Source organism: Streptomyces sp. SP18CS02 (assembly GCF_036322365.1).
Classification (GTDB): domain Bacteria; phylum Actinomycetota; class Actinomycetes; order Streptomycetales; family Streptomycetaceae; genus Streptomyces.
The window spans coordinates 158304-177622 of record NZ_JAQYXC010000297.1; the positions used below are offsets into that span (position 1 = coordinate 158304).

Annotated in this window: 20 protein-coding genes; 10 read left to right on the top strand and 10 right to left on the bottom strand. The window is 73.2% G+C overall.

All coding sequences use genetic code 11. The features are described from left to right. Nucleotides 1-24 precede the first annotated feature (24 nt). Entirely contained in the window at nt 25-783 is a 759-nt protein-coding gene (locus PUR26_RS29420; RefSeq protein WP_329876977.1) for a peptidyl-tRNA hydrolase, read from the bottom strand. A gap of 70 nt (nt 784-853) precedes the next feature. On the opposite strand from PUR26_RS29420, the gene PUR26_RS29425 reads away from it, so the two are divergent. From PUR26_RS29425 to PUR26_RS29440, 4 genes are all read left to right on the top strand, one after another. Beyond that, on the top strand, nt 854-1531 hold the full coding sequence (locus PUR26_RS29425; RefSeq protein WP_329876979.1) for an AIM24 family protein: 678 nt from the start codon (nt 854-856) through the stop codon (nt 1529-1531). Continuing rightward, nucleotides 1528-2424 (top strand): ABC transporter ATP-binding protein, encoded by an 897-nt coding sequence (locus PUR26_RS29430; RefSeq protein WP_329877222.1) that lies wholly within the window; start codon nt 1528-1530, stop codon nt 2422-2424. Before PUR26_RS29425 ends, PUR26_RS29430 begins: the two co-directional genes overlap by 4 nt. Then, complete coding sequence (locus PUR26_RS29435; protein WP_329876980.1) at nt 2421-3089, top strand: ABC transporter; 669 nt, start codon at nt 2421-2423, stop codon at nt 3087-3089. The genes PUR26_RS29430 and PUR26_RS29435 overlap by 4 nt, the downstream gene beginning before the upstream one ends. Before the next feature lie 140 nt (nt 3090-3229). Then, nucleotides 3230-3415 (top strand): hypothetical protein, encoded by a 186-nt coding sequence (locus PUR26_RS29440; RefSeq protein ID WP_329876982.1) that lies wholly within the window; start codon nt 3230-3232, stop codon nt 3413-3415. Between the two features lie 45 nt (nt 3416-3460). On the opposite strand, the gene PUR26_RS29445 is transcribed toward PUR26_RS29440, so the two are convergent. From PUR26_RS29445 to zapE, 6 genes are all read right to left on the bottom strand, one after another. Further along, nucleotides 3461-4831, bottom strand: coding sequence for an FAD-binding oxidoreductase (locus PUR26_RS29445; protein ID WP_329876984.1), 1371 nt, complete (start codon nt 4829-4831; stop codon nt 3461-3463). Nucleotides 4832-5066: 235 nt separating this feature from the next. Then, entirely contained in the window at nt 5067-6014 is a 948-nt protein-coding gene (locus PUR26_RS29450) for a polysaccharide deacetylase family protein (RefSeq protein WP_443077211.1), read from the bottom strand. A 35-nt stretch (nt 6015-6049) separates the two neighbouring features. Next, nucleotides 6050-7519: a nucleobase:cation symporter-2 family protein gene (locus PUR26_RS29455; RefSeq protein ID WP_329876986.1), complete on the bottom strand. Its 1470-nt coding sequence runs from the start codon at nt 7517-7519 to the stop codon at nt 6050-6052. Between the two features lie 222 nt (nt 7520-7741). Continuing rightward, nucleotides 7742-9100 carry an alkaline phosphatase PhoX gene (locus tag PUR26_RS29460; RefSeq protein ID WP_329876988.1) on the bottom strand — a complete coding sequence of 453 codons (1359 nt, stop codon included), beginning with the start codon at nt 9098-9100 and terminating at the stop codon, nt 7742-7744. Between the two features lie 282 nt (nt 9101-9382). Continuing rightward, nucleotides 9383-9808 carry an OsmC family protein gene (locus PUR26_RS29465; protein WP_329876990.1) on the bottom strand — a complete coding sequence of 142 codons (426 nt, stop codon included), beginning with the start codon at nt 9806-9808 and terminating at the stop codon, nt 9383-9385. A gap of 34 nt (nt 9809-9842) precedes the next feature. Continuing rightward, nucleotides 9843-10922: a cell division protein ZapE gene (gene zapE, locus PUR26_RS29470; RefSeq protein ID WP_329876992.1), complete on the bottom strand. Its 1080-nt coding sequence runs from the start codon at nt 10920-10922 to the stop codon at nt 9843-9845. A gap of 26 nt (nt 10923-10948) precedes the next feature. Here zapE and PUR26_RS29475 point away from each other — a divergent pair, with 26 nt between their 5' ends. The 4 genes from PUR26_RS29475 to msrB all read left to right on the top strand — a co-directional run bounded on the left by PUR26_RS29475 (nt 10949) and on the right by msrB (nt 14381). After that, on the top strand, nt 10949-11749 hold the full coding sequence (locus tag PUR26_RS29475) for a pyrimidine reductase family protein (protein ID WP_329876994.1): 801 nt from the start codon (nt 10949-10951) through the stop codon (nt 11747-11749). 108 nt (nt 11750-11857) lie between these two features. Then, entirely contained in the window at nt 11858-12328 is a 471-nt protein-coding gene (locus PUR26_RS29480; protein WP_329876996.1) for an indole-3-glycerol phosphate synthase, read from the top strand. Between the two features lie 237 nt (nt 12329-12565). Continuing rightward, nucleotides 12566-13963 carry a UDP-N-acetylmuramate--L-alanine ligase gene (murC, locus tag PUR26_RS29485; protein ID WP_329876998.1) on the top strand — a complete coding sequence of 466 codons (1398 nt, stop codon included), beginning with the start codon at nt 12566-12568 and terminating at the stop codon, nt 13961-13963. Between the two features lie 10 nt (nt 13964-13973). Continuing rightward, nucleotides 13974-14381, top strand: a complete 408-nt coding sequence (gene msrB / locus PUR26_RS29490) for a peptide-methionine (R)-S-oxide reductase MsrB (RefSeq protein WP_329877000.1) — start codon at nt 13974-13976, stop codon at nt 14379-14381. Between the two features lie 121 nt (nt 14382-14502). Here msrB and PUR26_RS29495 read toward each other — a convergent pair whose 3' ends face one another. Continuing rightward, the gene (locus PUR26_RS29495) at nt 14503-14895 is read right to left on the bottom strand and encodes a VOC family protein (RefSeq protein ID WP_329877003.1); all 393 of its coding nucleotides are present in this window, start codon (nt 14893-14895) and stop codon (nt 14503-14505) included. 121 nt (nt 14896-15016) lie between these two features. Between PUR26_RS29495 and PUR26_RS29500 the strand changes: the two genes are divergently transcribed. Next, complete coding sequence (locus PUR26_RS29500) at nt 15017-15643, top strand: nucleoside/nucleotide kinase family protein (protein WP_329877005.1); 627 nt, start codon at nt 15017-15019, stop codon at nt 15641-15643. 46 nt (nt 15644-15689) lie between these two features. Here the strand turns inward: PUR26_RS29500 and PUR26_RS29505 are convergent, their stop codons facing one another. Both PUR26_RS29505 and treZ read right to left on the bottom strand, forming a co-directional pair. Then, nucleotides 15690-16415, bottom strand: a complete 726-nt coding sequence (locus PUR26_RS29505) for a glutamine amidotransferase-related protein (RefSeq protein WP_329877007.1) — start codon at nt 16413-16415, stop codon at nt 15690-15692. A 161-nt stretch (nt 16416-16576) separates the two neighbouring features. Beyond that, nucleotides 16577-18322, bottom strand: a complete 1746-nt coding sequence (treZ, locus tag PUR26_RS29510; RefSeq protein ID WP_329877009.1) for a malto-oligosyltrehalose trehalohydrolase — start codon at nt 18320-18322, stop codon at nt 16577-16579. 389 nt (nt 18323-18711) lie between these two features. On the opposite strand from treZ, the gene PUR26_RS29515 reads away from it, so the two are divergent. Next, nucleotides 18712-19260, top strand: a complete 549-nt coding sequence (locus PUR26_RS29515) for a DUF1707 and FHA domain-containing protein (RefSeq protein WP_329877011.1) — start codon at nt 18712-18714, stop codon at nt 19258-19260. The last annotated feature ends 59 nt before the right edge of the window (nt 19261-19319 follow it).

Consider the following 19319-nt stretch of genomic DNA (forward strand, 5'->3'; position numbering starts at 1 on the left):
GTACGTATACAGCACCCGTGACGTTCAGCCGAGCCGCTGTGGGAAGTCCGACACCACGGTGCAGGACCCCGGAGCGATCTCCGTGAAACCCGCGTCCCGGACCAACGGAAGCCCGCTCGTGGTCAGTTCGGCCCACCGGTCGGGATGCGGGGCGCGTACCGCCAGCGGGAATCCGGCCTCCCGCCACGTCTTGCGGTCCTCGTCCGTCATCGCCCACCACAGCAGCTGAGCGCCGTGGCCGACCTGGGCCATCTCCTTGCCGGTCGACATCCGCAGCTCCGGGTTGAGCCACAGCAGCGCCTGCTCCGGCGAGACCTCCGGGAGGTCCGCCGGGTCGTCCAGCTCCGTCCCCGACACCTGGAGCTTCACCAGCTCCTTGGGCCAGCCGTCCAGCGGGACGGGCGGGAACACCCGCACCTGCGCGCTGTCACCGGTGACCGTGATGCCCGGCAGTTCGGACGCCCGCCGCCACTCCGCGCCGCGTGCCCGCCGTACCACCTTGCGGATCCTGGCGTCCTGCCAGTCGCGCATGGCCGCCGCCCACTCGCCCCCGCCGAGCGACCTGTCGTCGGAGAGGATCGTCAGCACCGCGCGCGCGGCGGTCTCCAGCGCGTCGGTACGGGAAGGGGGGCCGGTCCGCTCGATCCGTACGACGAGGGGGAGGACGAACTGCGGTGCCTCGTCCCGGGCGTCGGACGCGGTGGACTCATCGGCCCGGGCGGACCCGCCGGATCCGGTGCTTCGACCGGGCTCGGCGGTCTCGGGGGTGTCGTTGCTGCTCACCCGGCCAGTCTGCCACCCGGCGCGGCGCCCGTTCTTGGCGGAACAGATGGTTCCGGGTGAGTATGCCCGCATGAAGAGCGATCTTTTCTCCTCCGAGAACATGGCCCAGCAGGCCACTGTGCCCGGTATGACCCTGCAGAACGCGAAGTCGGTCAAGTACGCCGTCAACGGCGAGATGCACGCGCGGCAGGGATCGATGATCGCCTTCCGCGGCAACCTCCAGTTCGAGCGCAAGGGCCAGGGCCTGGGCGGCATGCTCAAGCGGGCGGTGACCGGTGAGGGGCTGTCGCTCATGGCCGTGCGCGGCCAGGGCGAGGCATGGTTCGCGCACGAGGCGCAGAACTGCTTCATCGTCGACCTCGACCAGGGCGACGCGCTCAGCATCAACGGCCGCAACGTCCTGTGCTTCGACTCCACGCTCTCGTACGAGATACAGACGGTGAAGGGCGCCGGCGTCACCGGCGGCGGCCTCTTCAACAGCGTCTTCACCGGGTACGGCAAGCTCGCCCTGGTCTGCGACGGCAACCCCCTCGTCATCCCCGTCACCACGAACCAGCCCGTCTACGTCGACACCGACGCCGTCGTCGGCTGGAGCGCCCACCTCAGCACCGGGCTGCACCGCTCGCAGTCCGTCGGTTCCATGATCCGCGGCGGCTCGGGGGAGGCCGTGCAGCTGATGCTCCAGGGTGAGGGGTTCGTGATCGTGCGGCCCAGCGAGCTCACCCCGCAGAAGGCGGCACAGAACTGAACCTCCGGAGCGTCGGCCGCCGTTACGGACCGCGGGGCCCCTGGGTGCTGCGCGACGTCCGGCTCGACCTGCCGCCGGGCCGCCTGATCCGCGTCCAGGGCTCCAACGGCAGCGGCAAGTCGACCCTGTTGCGTCTGATCGCCGGCATCGACGCGCCGACCGAGGGCCGGGTCACCGGCCGGCCGGGACGCACGGCGTACGTGCCCGAGCGGTTCCCGGCCGCCATGCCGCTCACCGCCACCGGCTACCTCGTCCACCTCGGCCGGATCCAGGGCCTGCGGCCCGCCGTCGCGGCCGCCCGGGCGGCCGAGTGGCTGGAGCGGTTCGGGGCCGCGGCCCACGCTCGCACCCCGCTGGCGGAGCTGTCCAAGGGCAGCAGTCAGAAGGTCGCGGTGGCCCAGGCACTGCTCGCCGAGCCGGAGCTGCTGGTCCTGGACGAGGCGTGGACCGGGCTGGACACGGCGGCCCGTGCCGAACTGGAGCGGGTGGTGGGCGAGCGCGTCGCGGCGGGCGGGACGGTCGTCTGCGTCGACCACGACCCCGGGCGGCTGGGGGACGCGTGGGACGCCGTGTACGCCGTGCACGGCGGACGCGTCACCCGCGGCCGGGCCGGGCCCGACGCCGAGCCCCGGGCGCAGGCCGAGGCCGTGGGCGCCCCCGTCGGGCTCGTGCGCGTGGTGGCCTCGGGGGCGCCGCTCCCGGGGGCGTGGGCCGACGGGCTTCCCGGCTCGCCGGCGTACGCGACGGGCGCGGACGGCCGGGTGGTGTTCACGGTCGGGGCCGCGCACTCCGACGCGCTGCTGCGGGAACTGCTGACCGCCCGGCCGCCCTGGCACATCCACCGGGTGGGTGCCGCCGGGCCCGCCGCGAACGTCCCGGGAACGAGCCGGTGACCGCCCTCCTGAGGTATCAGACGGCGCTGCTGCTGCGCTCACAGCGCTGGCTGCCGCCCGTCCTGCTGTACGCCGCGTACCTGGGCATCGGCCTCCGGCCCGGCGAGCCGGTCCTGGGGGCCCTCGGCTACGCGGCCGCCGCCCTGCTGCCGCTCGCCGCCTGGCTGGTACGGATCTGTCTGGTCCAGGAGCCTCCGGCCGCGCGGAGCGTCACGGCCGCCGCGGCGGGCCGCGAGCGCGCGCACCTGGCCGCGATACTGGCCGGCACCGGATGCGCGGCGCTGCTCGGGACCGTGACCACGCTCGTCGTCACGTCGCTCTGTGCCCCGGTCGGCGCCGACCGCTCGGCCGCTGTCCCCGTGCCGGCGGCGGCCCTCGCCGGGCTCCTCGCGGCTGCCGTCTGCGTGCTCAGCGGCGCGGCCGTCGGCGCCCTGTGCACGCGGCCGCTGCTGCCGGGCCGCGGCTGGTCGGTCGCGGCGACCACCACGGCGGTCCTGCTGGCCCTGGTCGCCCCCGGGTCCCCGGCCCGGGCCGCGATGACGGCCCTGGTCACCGGCAACATCACCGGCACGGTCCACCTGCCCTGGCTCTCCGCCGCCGCGGCGGCACCGATCGCCGCGGCCGCGATCGCCCTGGCCTGCCGGCTCACCGCCTGGCGCGCATGAGCACACGCGAGTGCGTACGCACGAACCCATGCGCACCGACCAATGCGCACGAAACCAATGCGCACCGGCCAATGCGCACGAACGAATCCGCGCGAGTGGGTACGCACAACGAATGCGCACGAACGAGTACGCTCGAAGGCATGGACGATGCGTACTGCGAGACGCCGACCGGGGTCACCCCCGCGGAGCCGGGCGCCGAGAGCGGGCCCTTCGCCGAGTGCGTCCTGTGCCGCCGCCCGACCGAGTACCCGGAGTCCACCAAGGGCGCCACACTGTGCCCGGTCTGCGAGTGGCAGGAGGCCCAGCGCGGCGCCTGCTCCGGGTAGCGCCCTTTCTTCCCCGGGCGGCCCGTCCGCCGGAGGGCACTGGCGCTACGGCTTGATGTTCTGGTTGAGATGGAACAGGTTCCCCGGGTCGTACGCCTGCTTGACCTCGACGAGCCGGCCGTAGTTGCTCCGGTAGTTGGCCTTGATCCGGGACTGGTCGTCGCCGGCCATGAAGTTGATGTACCCGCCCTCCTCCGAGTGCGGGGCGATGGCCTCGTAGTACTCGCGGACCCAGGCGACATTGGCCTCGTTGTCGGCCGGGTCGGGCCACATCCCGGCGATGACGGTCGCGAACGAGGCGTCGCGGTAGGCGAAGGCCGTCGCCTCCGGCGCGACACGGTGGCACGCGCCGTTGATCGGGTAGATGTGCACCGTCGAGTTGACGGCGGGGACGCGCGGCCCGTACCGCAGGTGCGCCTCGATCGCGGCGTCACTGAGCTCCGTGACGAAGTTGGCCTTCCAGTAGTGCTGCAGACCGGGCGGTACGAGCGCGTCGAACGCGCTGTTGAGCGCGGGGTACGGCATGGGCCCGACGAACTCGGCCACCACCGGCGCGATGTCGCGGAAGGGCCGCAGGGCGCGCTCCCCCTCGTCGAGAGGCCCGGCCCAGCACGCCACGATCAGGACGAAGGTGTCCCCGTGCCGGTCCTCGGGGATGAACGGCAGCGGCGGGGCGATCTGGAAGGCCGGGAACGCGCCGAGCTGCTCCGGCGCGTCGGCGATGATCTCGCTGTACGCGCGCAGGATCGTCCGCGCGTGCTCCAGCTCGAAGAACATCGGTCCGCCGTAGATGGTCTCGACGGGATCGAGCCGGAACTCGAAGGAGGTCACCGCGCCGAAGTTCCCGCCCCCGCCGCGCAGCGCCCAGAAGAGGTCGTCGTTCTCCTCCTCGCTCGCCACGAGCAGTCCGCCGTCCGCCGTCACCACATCGGCCGAGACCAGGTTGTCGCAGCTCAGGCCGAGTCCGCGGGCGAGATACCCGATGCCGCCACCGAGCGTGAGACCGCCCACACCGGTGGTCGAGATGATGCCGCCGGTGGTGGCCAGGCCCAGGGCGTGGGTCGCCGCGTTGAAGTCGCCCCAGGTGGCTCCGCCCTCCGCGCGCGCCGTGCGCCGCACGGGATCGACCCGTACGCCGTGCATCCGCGACAGATCGGCCACCACGCCGTCGTCACAGGTGCCGAAGCCGGGCACGCTGTGCGCACCGCCCCGGACCGCCAGATCGAGCTCGTTCTCCCGCGCGAAGTCGACGCACGCCATCACGTCCCCCGCGTTGGCGCAGCGCGCGACGACCGCCGGTTTGCGGTCGATCATCGCGTTGTGCACCTTGCGCGCCTCGTCGTAGGCGCCGTCGTCCGGGGCGATGACCGCCCCGCGTACCCGTTCGCGCAACTGGTCGATCGAGAGCCTGCCCATGGCCATCGCTCCTCGTGCCCGTGGTCCCGCCGACCCGGCTCGTACGGCTCAGCGCGGACGGCTCCCGTCGCGGGGCTCAGCGCGTACGGCGCGGCGCGTACGGCGCGGCGCGCCCGCGGTGGTGACGGCGCGGCGGGGCGCGCCCTTCCGGGGGCGCGCCCACTCCGCCCGGCCACCGGGCCGGACCGGGTCTGATTCCACGCTACGCCGATGGGGCGAACCCTCAACCCGGGGCTCACGGTCGCCCCTCCGGCGCGCGGACACCTCCTGGTCCTGACGGGACCCGGGACGTCGCCATGAGTTCGGAGACCTTGACGAAGCGGTAGCCGCGCTCCCTGAGCGCGGGGACGATCTTCCGGATCGCCTCCTCGGTGACCGGTGCCGCGCTGCGCGTGCAGTGCATCACCACCAGGGAGCCCGGCCTGACGCCTTCGAGGACCTGCTCGGCGACCGCGTCCGCGTCGGTGGCGAAGGCGTCGCCGCTGACCACGTCCCACTGGACGGCCGTCACCCCGGCCGGTGCCAGGGCGTGCAGCGCGGCGTCGTCGTAGCAGCCGCCGGGGAAGCGGAAGTACGGCACCACGTTGCGGGCGCCCGCCGTGCGGAAGGCGTCGAAGGCCCGGCGGACGTCGGCGGCCATGTCCTGCCTGCCCAGGGCCGGCAGGCCGTAGCAGGGCGTCGAGAAGGAGTGGTGGCTGTACGAGTGGTTGGCGATCTCGAAGCGAGGGTCGGTGCCGATCGCCTTCGCCTGGTCGGGGTACTCCTCGGCCCAGCGGCCGGTCATGAAGATCGTCGAGTCCACCTTCAGGCGCCGCAGCGTGGCGATCAGCGCGGGGTTGTCGAACCGTTCGCCACCGGCCGCCCTGGCTCCCTGATCGGCCGTCATATCGGCGTCGAAGGTCAGCGCGACGGTCTTCGCGGAGGAGGCGGGGCCACGCACGAAGACCGGGGTGAGCCCGCCGGGCCCGGGCGCCATGGTGGGTGGTTGCCGCAGCGGGGAGGGGCCCGCCGGCGCGGGGGAGGCGTTCGTCGGCACCGGGGACGGGCCCCCCGGTGCCGACGGCGGGGACGGCGTCCGTCCCTGGTCGTGCGTGCGGGCGGTGTCGGCGCCACCTCCACTGCAACCGACAAGAACAGCACCTAGAACGACAAGTACCGACAATCTTCGTGCATAGATGGTCACTCGTGAAAATTAGCTGATCATATTGACGCCAGGCGTCAAGGGCGCGGCACGCTCCCCGGCGTGGCCGGGCGCGGCGTCCTCCCCGGCCCTTCCGGGGCCGGCCCGCCGTCGGCGCCCTCCGCCCCCGGCTCACCGGACGCTCCTTGCGGGGCCGGACCGCCGTGCGGCTTCCCGGACTGCCGCGACCCCTCGGCGCCGTTCGCGAGCCCGGTGTGGTGGAAGAGGAGGTTGAGCAGGAACGCGGTGAGCGCCGCGCTGGTGATACCGCTGCCCAGGATGATCCGGGCCCAGGACGGGAAGCCGTCGTAGATGCCGTGGGACACCTCCGGGAGCAGACCCACCCCCAGGGAGACCGCCGCGACGGTCAGGTTGTGCCCCCGGTCCAGATCGACCCGGCGCAGGGTGTTGACGCCGACCATGGTGACGGTGGCGAAGAGGACCAGGCCGGCCGCTCCGACCACCGGCCCCGGCAGCGCCGCCACCAGCTCGCCCAGCCGGGGCACCAGCCCGAGGGCGACCAGCAGACCGCCGGCCACCGCGGTGACGTACCGGCTGACGACCCGGGTCATGCCGATCAGCCCGACGTTCTGCGTGAAGACGGTGTCCATGAACGAGTTCATCGTGCCGCCCAGGACCCCGGAGAGGCCGTCGGCGGCGAGGCCGCGCGCGAGGTCCCCGCCGGTGACCGGACGGCCGGTGGCCTCGCCCACGGCCAGCATCGACGCCGTCGACTCGGTGAAGATCACCAGCATCACCACGCACATCGCGACGACGGCGGTCGGCGGGAACTGCGGCGCGCCGAAGTGGAACGGCGCGGCCAGCCCCAGCCAGTCGGCCCCCGACACCCCGGAGAAGTCGGTCAGGCCCATCGGTATCGCCGCCAGCGTGCCGCCGACGAGCGCCAGCAGAATGCCGATCTGGCCCAGGAAGCCGCGCGTGAACCGGGCGAAGAGCACGATGAGGAGCAGCACTCCGGCGGCCAGCGCCAGCCGGGGTCCGGAGGCGTGGTCCGCGGCGTCGGGGTCATTGCCGGTGATCAGCCCCGCGGCCACCCCGATCAGCGACAGCCCGATCACCGTGATCACCGTGCCGCTCACCAGCGGCGGGAAGAAGCGGACCAGCCGGGCGAACGGCACGGCGACCAGCAGCCCGAAGAACCCGGCCGCCAGCATGGCCCCGTACACGGCCTGCATGCCGTACTGCTCCTCGATCAGGATCATCGGGGTGACGCCCGCGAAGGTGGCACCGGTGACGATCGGCAGCCGGATGCCGAGAATCCCGCCGATCCCCAGGCTCTGCACCAGCGTCACCAGGCCCGCGACGAGCAGGTCAGCGTTGATGAGCAACGCGACGGCGGACGGGTCGAGGCCGGCCGCCGCCCCGAACACGAGCGGCACGGTGACGCAGCCCGTGTACATGATGAGCACGTGCTGGACGCCGAGAGCGGCGAGCCTGCCCAGCGGCGGCCGCCGGTCGACGGGGTGGGGCGAGGGCGGCGCGGCCATGGCGGGTCCTTCGAAGTGGGCGTAGGCGGACCTGCATTGACGCAGACGATCTTTGAGAGCGTGGGGCGGCGGAGTTTCGCGCGGGTAACGCGACCGCCGCCCCACGCCCGGGTCATGAGCGCCCGGGCCGTCGGCGCCCATGACCTCGGCGCCCGGCCCGGGGGCCCCGGCTCCGTGCCACGGGTGCCGACGGCCCGGGCGCCGTGCCGGCGCGCCCCGCGGTCAGCGCCAGGGGCCGGTGACCGCGAACGTCGTGCCCGGGGTGTAGCAGTTGACGTACATGGTCTGCCCGTCCGGGGAGAACGTGACGCCCGCGAACTCGCCCCACTCCGGTTCCTCGGGCGTGCCGATGTTCTGCGCCCCGCGCGCCATCGCGTACACCTCGCCGTGTCTGGTCAGCCCGTACACGTGCTGCGCGCCGTTGCCGTCCTCGGACACCATCAGACCGCCGCCGGGTGCCAGGCAGATGTTGTCGGGGGACTCGCCGGGCAGCTGGATGTCGCTGTTCGGCCCGAACACGACGACCAGCGTCAGCCGGCGCCGGTGCGGCTCGTACTTCCACACCTGGCCGTAGTGGTCGGCCGCCGAGCCCTCCCTGGCGCGGGCGAAGCTGGAGACGAAGTAGACGGACCTGCCGCCCCAGTAGCAGCCCTCCAGCTTCTGGGCGTGCGTGATGCCCTTCGGGCCGAAGTCCTGGAGACGGATGGGGGTCTCACGGGCCTGGGTGTCCGGTACGGGGACCCACTCGACGCCCCCGAAGGTCGCGCCGGTCTCCTGGACGGCCGACAGGTCGGCGACGCCCGGCACCCGCATCGCCTCCAGCGCGCCGCCCGCGCGCAGCGAGCCGGTGCCGCCGAGCGGCTTGTCCGGCAGGAAGCGGTAGAACAGGCCGAAGGGCCTCTGGAAGGCGTCCTCCGTCTCGTACACGATGCCGCTGTGCGGGTCGACCGCGATCGCCTCGTGCTGGAAGCGGCCCATCGCGGTCAGCGGTACGGCGCCGGTGCGGCGGGGGTCGGCCGGATCCACCTCGAAGATGAAGCCGTGGTCCTTGGCGTACCCGTTGGTGCCGGCCCTGTCCTCGGTCTCCTCGCAGGTGAGCCAGGTGCCCCAGGGAGTCGGGCCGCCGGCGCAGTTGACCGCCGTACCGGCGATGGCGACGCGCTCGCCCAGGACGTTGCCCCGGCCGTCGAGTTCGATCGCCGTACAGCCGCCCTTGCCGCCCGGGTCGTAGGTCAGGCCGTCGACGGTGGGCACCCCGATCCGGGCGTCGGCGCGGTTCTCGTGGTTGCGGACCAGATGCACCCGGCCCCGGTGGCCCGCGAAGGCGCCCATGCCGTCGTGGTTGGAGGGCACCAGGCCCTCACCGGAGCGCAGAGGGGTGCCTTCCCGGGACAGGACGCGATAGCGGAAACCTTTCGGCAGATCGAGCAGACCGGCCGGGTCCGGGAGCAGGGGGCCGTAACCGGAGTGGCCGCGGGCGGCGGCGCTGCCCGCGAAGAGTTCGGAGAAGGCTCCCGCGAAGGCGATTCCGGCGACCGACGCGCCGGTGCGGGCCAGGATCTGACGTCGTGTTGCGGACATGAGGCAACTCCCTGCTGGCGGACAGGAGATGTGACGTGACCCGCATGTATGTATCACGCGTATCGGTGACGCGTGAACCATGCGGGTCACGTTGCCTCTGGTGTCTGTGTGACAACCGGCATCGCCATCGGCGCGGCACACCGGTGAGACGAACCGGTGTGCCGGCCTCCGTGCGATGGGTGTGCCGGCCCCCGTGCCGGCCGGCCGGCGGACCGACCGGTGTGCCGGCCTCCGTACTGGCCGGCCGACGGGCCGACGGGTGTCACCGGCGAGGGCGGACGGTCAGGCGAGCTCGGCCGTCAGCGTGATCGTCGTACCGGTGAGCGCCTGGCTCACGGGGCAGTTCTTCTTGGCGTCCTCGGCCGCCGCGACGAAACCGTTCTCGTCCAGGCCGGGGACCTCGCCGCGCACGGTGAGGTGGATGCCGGTGATGCCCTCACCGGGCTGGAAGGTGACGTCGGCCTTGGTCTCCAGGCGGGTCGGCGGGGTGCCGGCGCCGGTCAGTCCGTGCGACAGGGCCATCGAGAAGCAGCTGGAGTGGGCGGCCGCGATGAGCTCCTCCGGGCTGGTCTTGCCGTTGGCCTGCTCGGCGCGCGACGGCCAGGAGACCGGCTGCTCGCCGATGCCGGAGGAGTCGAAGGTGACAACGCCCGAGCCCTTGAGGAGCTCGCCTTCCCAGACGGTGTGGGCGGTACGCGTGGTGGCCATGGTGGGTCCCTTCAGATCGGTTTACGGCCCAAACCTACTGCTCCACCAGGCTCTTGGCGTCGCGGGCCAGCGCGGTCAGCCGCGAGATCGCCCGGAAGTACTTCTTTCGGTACCCGCCGTTCAGCATCTCGTCGCCGAACAGCCCGTCGAACGGCAGACCGGATGCCAGGACGGGGATCTCCCGGTCGTACAGCCGGTCGGCCAGGACGACCAGCCGCAGAGCGGTCGACTGGTCCGGCACCGGACCCACGTCGGTGAGGCAGACCGCGGTCAGGTCGTCGGTCAGCGCGCCGTACCGGCTCGGGTGGACCCGGGCCAGATGGTCCAGGAGATCGGGGAAGGCGTCGAGCGACGCGCCCGGTGTGTCGTGGGCGGCCCTGCGCACCTGCTCGGCTGCGTACGGGGCGGGAGCCTCGGGCAGTCCACGGTGGCGGTAGTCCTCGCCGTCGATCCGCAGCGGCCTGAAGTGGGCGGACAGCCCCTGGATCTCGCGCAGGAAGTCGGCGGCGGCGAACCGGCCCTCGCCGAGCTTGCCCGGGAGGGTGTTCGAGGTGGCCGCGAGCGCCACGCCCGCGTCGACGAGCTTGCCGAGCAGCGACGACACGAGCACGGTGTCGCCCGGGTCGTCCAGCTCGAACTCGTCGATGCACAGCAGCCTGTGTCCGCCGAGCGTCGCGACGGTCTGCTGGAAGCCGAGCGCGCCGACCAGGTTGGTCAGCTCCACGAAGGTGCCGAACGCCTTGAGCGAGGCGTCGGCCGGCGTGGCGTGCCACAGCGAGGCCAGCAGGTGCGTCTTGCCCACGCCGTACCCGCCGTCCAGGTACACGCCTCGGGGCGCGGCGGGCGCCTCGGGCTTCCTGGCGAACCAGCGGCGCTTGCCGGCGCCGCTGGCGTGGGCGCCGCCGAGCCCGGCGGCGAAGGTGCTCAGGACCTTGACCGCGTCGCTCTGGCTGGGCTGCTCGGGGTCCGGGAGATAGTTGTCGAAGCGCACCGTGTCGAAGCGCGGCGGCGGCACCATCTCGGCGACCAGACGGTCGGCCGGGACGTGCGGCTCGCGCGAGCACAGGGACAGCGGGGCCGCTTCGGCTATGGCACTGATCGACACAGTTCCCACTGTACGGGCCGTGCCAGACTGCTCGGATGCGACGCCTGTTCCCTGTGACCGACCAGACAGCCGGCAAGGACGCCAGTGACGTGGATGACGTCATGGGCGTCGGCCACCCCGAGGACCGGGAGTGGTCCCTCGGTGAGCTGGCCGATGCCTACGCGTACCCGGACGGCCCCTGGCTGCGGGCGAACATGGTGTCCTCGCTGGACGGGGCGGCCCAGCACGACGGGCATTCGCAGCCCATCTCCTCCACGACCGACATGCGGATCTTCGGCACCCTGCGCGGTCTGGCCGATGTGGTGATCGTCGGCGCCGAGACGGTACGTGCGGAGCGGTACCGCCCGGCCCGCGCGCGGGAGGTCTTCGCGCGGCGCCGCGCGGCGGCCGGCCAGGCCACGGCGCCCGCGATCGCGGTCGTCAGCGCCTCCCTGGACCTCGACTACTCCGCCCCGCTCTTCACCGAGCCGCCCGTCCCGACCCTGGTGCTGACCGGCGCGGCGGCGCCACCGGAGCGGATCCGCGCCGCCGAGAAGGCCGGTGCCCGGGTGCTCGTCGCCGGTGACGGCCCCGGGGTGGAGCCGGAGCGGGCCCTGCGGGCGCTGGCCGATCAGGGCCTCACCCGTCAGCTCACCGAGGGCGGACCGCGTCTCCTCGGCCAGCTGGTGGCGGCCGGGGTGCTCGACGAGCTGTGCCTGACGGTCTCGCCGATGCTCACGGCCGGTGGCGCCCAGCGCATCGCGGGCGGACCCGCCGTGGCCGTCCCGGCGAGGTTTGCCCTCGCCTCCCTGCTGGAAGAGGACGGTTTTCTCTTCACTCGTTACGTCCGGAGCTGACCAGCCCGCGGAATTTATCGTTCCGGTTAGCCTCCGGTGGGCACACTTACATTCGCAAGACCCCGTGCGGGCACGGGGAAGGATGGTTTCCGCAGAAGGGCTCCTGAGGTGTTCACAAGCGTTTTGATGATCGAGAAGCCCCTGACGCCGGTGGACGTGGAATTCGTCACCGGCCTGCACGGAGACGAAAGGGTCTCCTTCATCGTGCTGATGCAGCCGCGCGGCGATCAGGCCGTCGTACTGCTCCGGGCCCTGGACGACGTCGCCATGGGTGAACTGAAGGAGGCGGCCCGCGAGGGGGAGGAGCCGGAGGGCCGGGCCGCTCGGCTGCCGGCCGAGAGCGCTTTGGAACACTCGCTCCAGGAGTTGCGGGACGCGGGCTCCGAGGCGGTCGGACAGGTCGTCGAGGACCACCCGCTCGACAAGCTGAAGGCCGTGGTGGACGAGGCGGGGGCGGACGAGGTGATCGTGCTGACCGCCCCGCACTACGTGGAGGAGTTCTTCCACCGGGACTGGGCGTCACGCGCCCGCCACAAGGTCGGCGTCCCGGTGCTGAAGCTCTTCGCGCACAACGACTAGGGCGGCGGGAGGCGCGGCCGGAACCGTCCTGCCCTTGCCGTCACGCCCTCCGGCGGCCGGGTCCCGCACCGGCCGCCGGGCCCTGTGCGCCCGCCGCCGTACCGCCCCGTGCCCGCCGGCCACGTCCGGTCGCGCGCCGCCGCGGTCGCCCCGCCGCCGGTCCGGCCGCGCGGCGCACCCCCGCGTACCGCATAGGCTGGGCCCCTCACGTACGTCACACCCCGGGGAGACACACACATGGCACCCGCCATCCCTGCTGCCATGGAGCGGCCGCACTTCATCGGCATCGGCGGCGCCGGAATGTCGGGCATCGCCAGGATCCTCGCCCAGCGCGGGGCGAAGGTGGCCGGCAGTGACGCGCGCGAGTCCGAGACCGCCGCGTCCCTGCGGGCGCTCGGCGCGACCGTCCACATCGGACACTCCGCCGCCCACCTGGCCGACGACGCCACCAGCGTGGTGGTCTCCAGCGCCATCAGGGCCGACAACCCGGAGCTGGCCCGCGCGGCAGAGCTGGGCATCCCGGTCGTCCACCGCTCCGACGCGCTGGCCGCCCTGATGACCGGCCTGCGCTCCATCGCCGTGGCCGGCACGCACGGCAAGACCACCACCACCTCCATGCTGGCCGTCGCCCTCACCGAGCTCGGCCTCTCCCCCTCGTACGCGATCGGCGGCGACCTCGCGGGGCCGGGAACCAACGCGCTGCACGGCGACGGCACGATCTTCGTGGCCGAGGCCGACGAGAGCGACCGCAGCTTCCAGAAGTACGACCCCGAGGTCGCCATCGTCCTCAACGTCGAGCTGGACCACCACGCCAACTACGCGTCCATGGACGAGATCTACGAGTCCTTCGAGGCGTTCGTCGACAAGATCCACCCCGGTGGGACCCTCGTGGTCGGCGAGCACTCCGGCGCCCGTGAGCTGGGCGGTCGCGTCTCGGACCGGCCGGACCTGCGGATCGTGACGGTCGGCGAGTCGGAGACCTCCGACGTCTGGATCCGCCGGATCACTCCCAAGGGCATGACCAGCGAGGTCGCCGTGGTCCTGCCGGACCGGCACGAGGAGATCGTCTTCACGGTCTCCGTGCCCGGCCGCCACTACGCCCACAACGCCGCCGCCGCCCTCGCCGCGGGCGTCCGGCTGGGCATCGACCCCGCCGAGCTGGCCCAGGCCCTGACCGCCTACACCGGCGTCGGACGCCGCCTCCAGCTCAAGGGCGAGGCCGCCGGCGTCCAGGTCATCGACTCCTACGCGCACCACCCCACCGAGATGACCGCCGACCTGGAGGCCATGCGCGGGGCCGCCGGGGCCTCCCGCCTCCTGGTGGTCTTCCAGCCCCACCTCTTCTCGCGCACCCAGGAGCTGGGCACCGAGATGGGCCAGGCGCTCGCCCTCGCCGACGCGTCGGTGGTCCTCGACATCTATCCGGCCCGCGAGGACCCGATCCCGGGCATCACCAGCGCCCTGATCATCGACGCGGCACGCGCGGCCGGCGCCGATGTCACCGCCGAGTCCGACAAGGACGCCGTCGCCGACGTGGTCGCGGGAATGGCGAAGCCCGGTGACCTCGTTCTCACCATGGGCGCGGGCGATGTCACCGACCTCGGTCCCAGGATCCTCGCCCGCCTGTCGAACTGAGGGAGAGCGCATGTCGTACGACGTCGAGAAGCCGGACGAGCAGTGGCGGGCGGAGCTGAGCCCGAGTGAGTACCACGTCCTGCGCGAGGCGGGCACCGAACCCGCCTTCGTCGGTGAGTACACCGACACCAGGACGAAGGGCGTGTACTCCTGCCGGGCGTGCGGCGCCGAACTGTTCACCTCGACGACCAAGTTCGAGTCGCACTGCGGCTGGCCGTCGTTCTACGACCCGAAGGACAGCGACGCCGTCGAGCTGATCGCGGACCGGTCGCACGGCATGGTCCGCACCGAGGTCCGGTGCAGCCGGTGCGGCTCGCACCTGGGCCACGTCTTCGAGGGGGAGGGCTACCCGACCCCCACGGACCAGCGGTACTGCATCAACTCGATCTCGCTGACGCTGACGCCCGACGAGGGCTGAGCACCCGGCGTCCCGGCGCCGGACCGCACCGGAAGGCGGCACCCCGAGCGGGTGCCGCCTTCCGGTGTTCCGTGTCCGTTGTTCCGCCTCCGCACGCGCGTGGCGTACGGCGGGCGGCCGTTCAGACGGCGGGCTGGAGCAGGTCCCAGCGGTTGCCGTACAGGTCCTCGAAGACCGCCACGGTGCCGTACGGCTCGTGCCGCGGTTCCTCCAGGAACCTCACCCCGCCGGCCAGCATCCTGGCGTGGTCCCCGGCGAAGTCCCCGGTGTGGAGGAAGAAGGCGACCCGCCCCCCGGTCTGACCGCCCACGGCCGACTCCTGTCCGCCGCCCTTCGCACGGGCCAGCAGCAGCCCCGTACCGTCCCCGGAGCCGCGCGGCCGGACGACCACCCAGCGCGTGCCGTCCCCCCGGTCGGTATCCTCGACCAGGACGAAGTCCAGCGGGCCGGTGTAGAAGGCGATGGCCTCGTCGTAGTCACGGACGACGAGGGTGGTGAGAGCGATGGAAGGCATGGACTTACGTTATACGTATGACCTGCGGGTGCCAAGCCACCTCGCGGGTCGGCTCCGGTGACCCTTGGCGGGCCCTGGCTGCTCCGGTGACACCGGTGACCCCGGTGGGACAATGCCCTTTATGGACCCGCAGCAGCTCGCCGCGCTCACCGACCGCGCCCGCCGCCTCGCCGTCCCCGGCGCGCGCCGCATCCTGGGCCTCGCCGGAGCCCCCGGCGCGGGCAAGTCCACCCTCGCCGCCCGTCTGGTCGACCGGCTCGACGGCCTCGCCGCCCTGGTCCCCATGGACGGCTTCCATCTGGCCGGCGCCGAGCTGCGCCGCCTGGGCCGCAGCGACCGCAAGGGCGCCCCCGACACCTTCGACGCCGCCGGTTACGCCGCCCTCCTCGCCCGGCTGCGCGCCGCCGAGCCCGGCACCACCGTCTACGCGCCCGCGTTCGACCGCGCCCTGGAGGAACCGGTCGCGGGGAGCATCCCGGTCGCCCCCGACGTCCCGCTCGTCGTCACCGAGGGGAACTACCTGCTCCACGACGCCGGGCCCTGGGCGTCGGTGCGGGCGCTCCTCGACGAGGTCTGGTTCCTCGAACCGGACGAGCACCTCAGGGTCCACCGGCTCATCGAGCGCCATGTGCGGTTCGGCAAGGACCGGCCGCACGCCGAACGCTGGGTCAGGGAGTCCGACGAGGCCAACGCCCGGCTCGTCGCGACCGGCAGGCACCGCGCCGACCTGGTGGTGCCCGTCCCCTGACGGCTTGCGAACGAAGGCCCGCGGACCGGTGGGGCGACGGCGGGGGTCAGCTCCGTCGCCGGTCCGCGTGCGCCGTCGCGGCGGCGGCCAGCGCCCGCAGCATCCGGTGCGGACGGGTCCCGTCCCCGGCCGACTCGGGCTGGAACATGGTGGCGAGGAAGAACGGGTGCCCGGGCAGTTCCGCCACCCGCACCTGCCCGCCGTCGTCCTCGCCCGTGAAGCGCAGCCCGTGGGCGCGCAGCGTTTCCAGGTGCCTGCCCACCGGGCCGTACGAGCACTGGAACCGCTCCACCGGCGAGCCGGTACCGATCACCGACTCGGCCAGCGACCCGGGCGCCAGCAGCACCGGCCCCTCGCGCCCCACCGGCGCACAGGCGAGAGGCACCGCCGGCGACCCGTCGGCGCCGGCGTCCGGGACGGGCCCCCCGGACGCGCGCCACGACACCCCGCAGACACCGCGGGCGTACTCCATCAGCGCGTGCCGGAAGCCGCAGCACGTCCCCAGGAAGGGGATCTCCCGCTCCCGCGCGGTACGGATCGCGGCCAGCGCGCCGTCCTCGCTGCGGTACGGGCCGCCCGGCAGCACCCACACCGCGTCGAAGCCCTCCACCGCGCCCGGTGACACGGCGTCCCCCGTCGGGACCCAGGACGCGTCGAGGACGAGCCCGTCGCGTTCCGCCAGCGCGTCCAGCAGCAGCGGGACGCGGGCATGGGACCGCACCGTGGCGCGGCGGTCGCCGACCAGGGCGATCCGGGCGTTGTACGTCGTCATGCAGAACATGCTGAGCGCGCGGGCCGCTCCGGTCCATCGCTCCCGCGCGCACTCACCATGACGGATGGTTCCGGCGCCTGCGCCGTCCGTCGCCCGGCGGGACGCCGCCCCGCTCCCCCCGCAACGCACCGGCCCGGGGCGGGCGGCGCGCCCCGGTGGGCTCACCGGTCGGTCAGCACCACGCACGCCTGCGGGGGGAGCAGCAACAGGCCGTCGCCGCCCGGCATCGCGACCGGCTCCCAGGCGGCCAGGACCCGTCCCCGGCCGCCCAGCGGGATGGCCGCCGTCTCTTCCCCGAGGTTGACCGCGACCCGCAGGTCACCGCGCCGGAACGCCAGCCAGCGCGCCTCCTCGTCGTACGCCACCCTGACGGCCGCGAGGTCCGGGTCGGTCAGATCGGGCTGGGCGGCCCGCAGGGCGATCAGTTCCCGGTGCCAGGCCAGCAGACGGGAGTGCGGCTCGCGGCCGGGTTCGGACCAGTCGAGACAGGACCGCTCGCGGGTCGCCGGGTCCTGCGGGTCGGGGACGTCGGTCTCCGCCCAGCCGTGTGCCGCGAACTCCCGGCGCCGCCCCCTGCTCACCGCCTCGCCCAGCTCCGCGTCGGTGTGGTCGGTGAAGAACTGCCACGGCGTGCCGGCGCCCCACTCCTCGCCCATGAAGAGCATCGGAGTGAACGGCCCGGTCAGCACCAGGGCCGCCGCACAGGCCAGCAGACCGGGGGAGAGGGTCGCCGAGAGCCGGTCGCCCGTGGCCCGGTTGCCGATCTGGTCATGGGTCTGGGCGTAACCGAGGAAGCGGTGCGCGGCCGTCGTCGTACGGTTCACGGGGCGGCCGTGCGTACGGCCGCGGAAGTCCGAATACGTGCCGTCGTGGAAGAAGACGTGCCTGAGGGTCTTGGCGAGGGCGGCGAGCGGGGCGCGGGCGAAGTCCGCGTAGTAGCCCTGCGACTCGCCGGTCAGGGCCGTGTGCAGGGCGTGGTGGAAGTCGTCGTTCCACTGGGCGTGCAGACCGAGACCGCCCGCCTCGCGGGGTGTCGTCGTGCGCGGGTCGGCCAGATCGGACTCCGCGATCAGGAAGTGCGTACGCCCCTGTTCGGCGGAGAGCTCGTCGACGGCGGCGGACAGCTCCTCCAGGAACGTCAGCGCCCGGGTGTCGGCGAGCGCGTGCACCGCGTCCAGGCGCAGCCCGTCGATCCGGTAGTCGCGAAGCCAGGCGAGCGCGCTGTCCCGCAGATACGCCCGGACCTCGTCCGAGCCGGGCGCGTCCAGGTTCACCGCGGCGCCCCACGGGGTGTGGTGCGTGTCGGTGAAGTACGGGCCGAAGGCGGGGAGGTGATTGCCCGACGGGCCGAGGTGGTTGTGCACCACGTCCAGGACGACGCCCAGGCCGTGACCGTGGGCGGCGTCGACGAAGCGCTTGAGGGCGTCCGGGCCGCCGTACGGCTCGTGGACCGCCCACAGCGACACGCCCTCGTATCCCCAGCCGTGCGTACCGGGGAACGGGCAGAGCGGCATCAGCTCGACGTGGGTGATGCCCAGCCCGGCGAGGTGCTCCAGCCGCGCGGCGGCCGCGTGGAGGGTCCCCTCGGGTGTGAAGGTGCCGACGTGCAGTTCGTACAGCACGGCGCCGCGCAACCCGCGCGCGGGCGGCCGGTGGTGCCAGTCGTACGCGGTGTGGTCGACCACCGCGCTCATCCCGTCGGGTCCGTCCGGCTGGCGGCGCGAGCGCGGATCGGGCAGGACGGGCCCGCCGTCCAGCGCGAAGCCGTACCGTGCTCCGTCGCCCGCCTCCCTATGCGCCGTCCACCAGCCCTCGCGCAGCGGATCGCGCTCCAACGGCTGCTCTTCCCCCTCCAGTTGCAGCGTGACCCGCTCCGTTGCCTTCGGTGCCCACACCTCGAACAGCACTGGCGATCCCCTCGTCGTCGGCCTCTTCGTCGGACCCGGCCCCGGTCCGGTTCCCGTTCGTTCCCGTCACCGCCGCGACGCCGGTCCGCCGCGCGGCCCATCCTGGCAAGATCCAGAACGGGAAGCACGGCACTTGGCCGAGGAGAGGGCCTACGTCACACCAGGTGGCCCCCTTGCCGGGTTGCCCGCCCGGGTGCGATCCCCCGGCACCCCGGCCCGCCGGGGCGGGGGCGGGTGCCCGCGCGGAGGGCGGGGCCGCCCGGTTCCGTCCGGCATCCATGTCAACTGTCGTCTCTCGTCCGGATGTTCGGCGTCACGGAGCGTGCGGGGGCATAGGCAGGCCCGGCCCGTCTGGACACCTCGCCCGTTCCCGACCGACAATCACGTCTGTGACGTCCCCCTTCGAGTTCCACACGTACCCCGCTCGGCTCTCCGACGCCGAACGGGACCGTGCGCTCGGACTGCTCCGGGAGGGCGCGGCCCAGGGCCGGCTGTCGCACGACACCTTCCTGCGCCGCATGGAGCTGGCGCTGGTCGCCCGGCGGCCCGACGAGCTGGCCGCGCTCACCGCCGACCTGCGCAACGAGGGCCGCTTCTCGAAGCGGGTGTTCGGCGCGGTCGAGCGGATGTCCGCCTTCACCGTACGGCTGGGCAGGGCGTGGCAGGCGGAGCGGCTGCCCAAGCTCCTGCTGCCGGAGCCCGGACCGCGCGTCCTGCGCATAGGCCGCGACCCGGCCAACGGCCTGCGGCTCAGTCACGAGACGGTCTCCCGGTGCCATGCCGAGCTGAGCCGGGACGGCGGGCTGTGGATCCTGCGCGACCTCGGCTCGACCAACGGCACCACCGTCAACGGCCGGCGCGTGACCGGCACGGTCGTGGTCCAGCCGGGCGACATGGTCGCCTTCGGCCAGATGGCCTTCCGGCTCTCCGCCCCCTGAGCGAGGCACGACGGCCGCCCCGAAGGTGGGCCCCCGGCCGCGACGGCAGGGGGCACCGA

What these genes read in the sequence shown, in the direction of transcription:
- PUR26_RS29440 (WP_329876982.1), top strand. Translation starts at nt 3,230, where the DNA reads ATGGACGATGCGTACTGCGAGACGCCGACCGGGGTCACCCCCGCGGAG.
- PUR26_RS29495 (WP_329877003.1), bottom strand. Translation starts at nt 14,895, where the DNA reads ATGCCTTCCATCGCTCTCACCACCCTCGTCGTCCGTGACTACGACGAG.
- msrB (WP_329877000.1), top strand. Translation starts at nt 13,974, where the DNA reads ATGTCGTACGACGTCGAGAAGCCGGACGAGCAGTGGCGGGCGGAGCTG.
- PUR26_RS29445 (WP_329876984.1), bottom strand. Translation starts at nt 4,831, where the DNA reads ATGGGCAGGCTCTCGATCGACCAGTTGCGCGAACGGGTACGCGGGGCG.
- murC (WP_329876998.1), top strand. Translation starts at nt 12,566, where the DNA reads ATGGCACCCGCCATCCCTGCTGCCATGGAGCGGCCGCACTTCATCGGC.
- PUR26_RS29455 (WP_329876986.1), bottom strand. Translation starts at nt 7,519, where the DNA reads ATGGCCGCGCCGCCCTCGCCCCACCCCGTCGACCGGCGGCCGCCGCTG.
- PUR26_RS29500 (WP_329877005.1), top strand. Translation starts at nt 15,017, where the DNA reads ATGGACCCGCAGCAGCTCGCCGCGCTCACCGACCGCGCCCGCCGCCTC.
- PUR26_RS29425 (WP_329876979.1), top strand. Translation starts at nt 854, where the DNA reads ATGAAGAGCGATCTTTTCTCCTCCGAGAACATGGCCCAGCAGGCCACT.
- PUR26_RS29460 (WP_329876988.1), bottom strand. Translation starts at nt 9,100, where the DNA reads ATGTCCGCAACACGACGTCAGATCCTGGCCCGCACCGGCGCGTCGGTC.
- PUR26_RS29465 (WP_329876990.1), bottom strand. Translation starts at nt 9,808, where the DNA reads ATGGCCACCACGCGTACCGCCCACACCGTCTGGGAAGGCGAGCTCCTC.
- PUR26_RS29505 (WP_329877007.1), bottom strand. Translation starts at nt 16,415, where the DNA reads ATGACGACGTACAACGCCCGGATCGCCCTGGTCGGCGACCGCCGCGCC.
- PUR26_RS29475 (WP_329876994.1), top strand. Translation starts at nt 10,949, where the DNA reads ATGCGACGCCTGTTCCCTGTGACCGACCAGACAGCCGGCAAGGACGCC.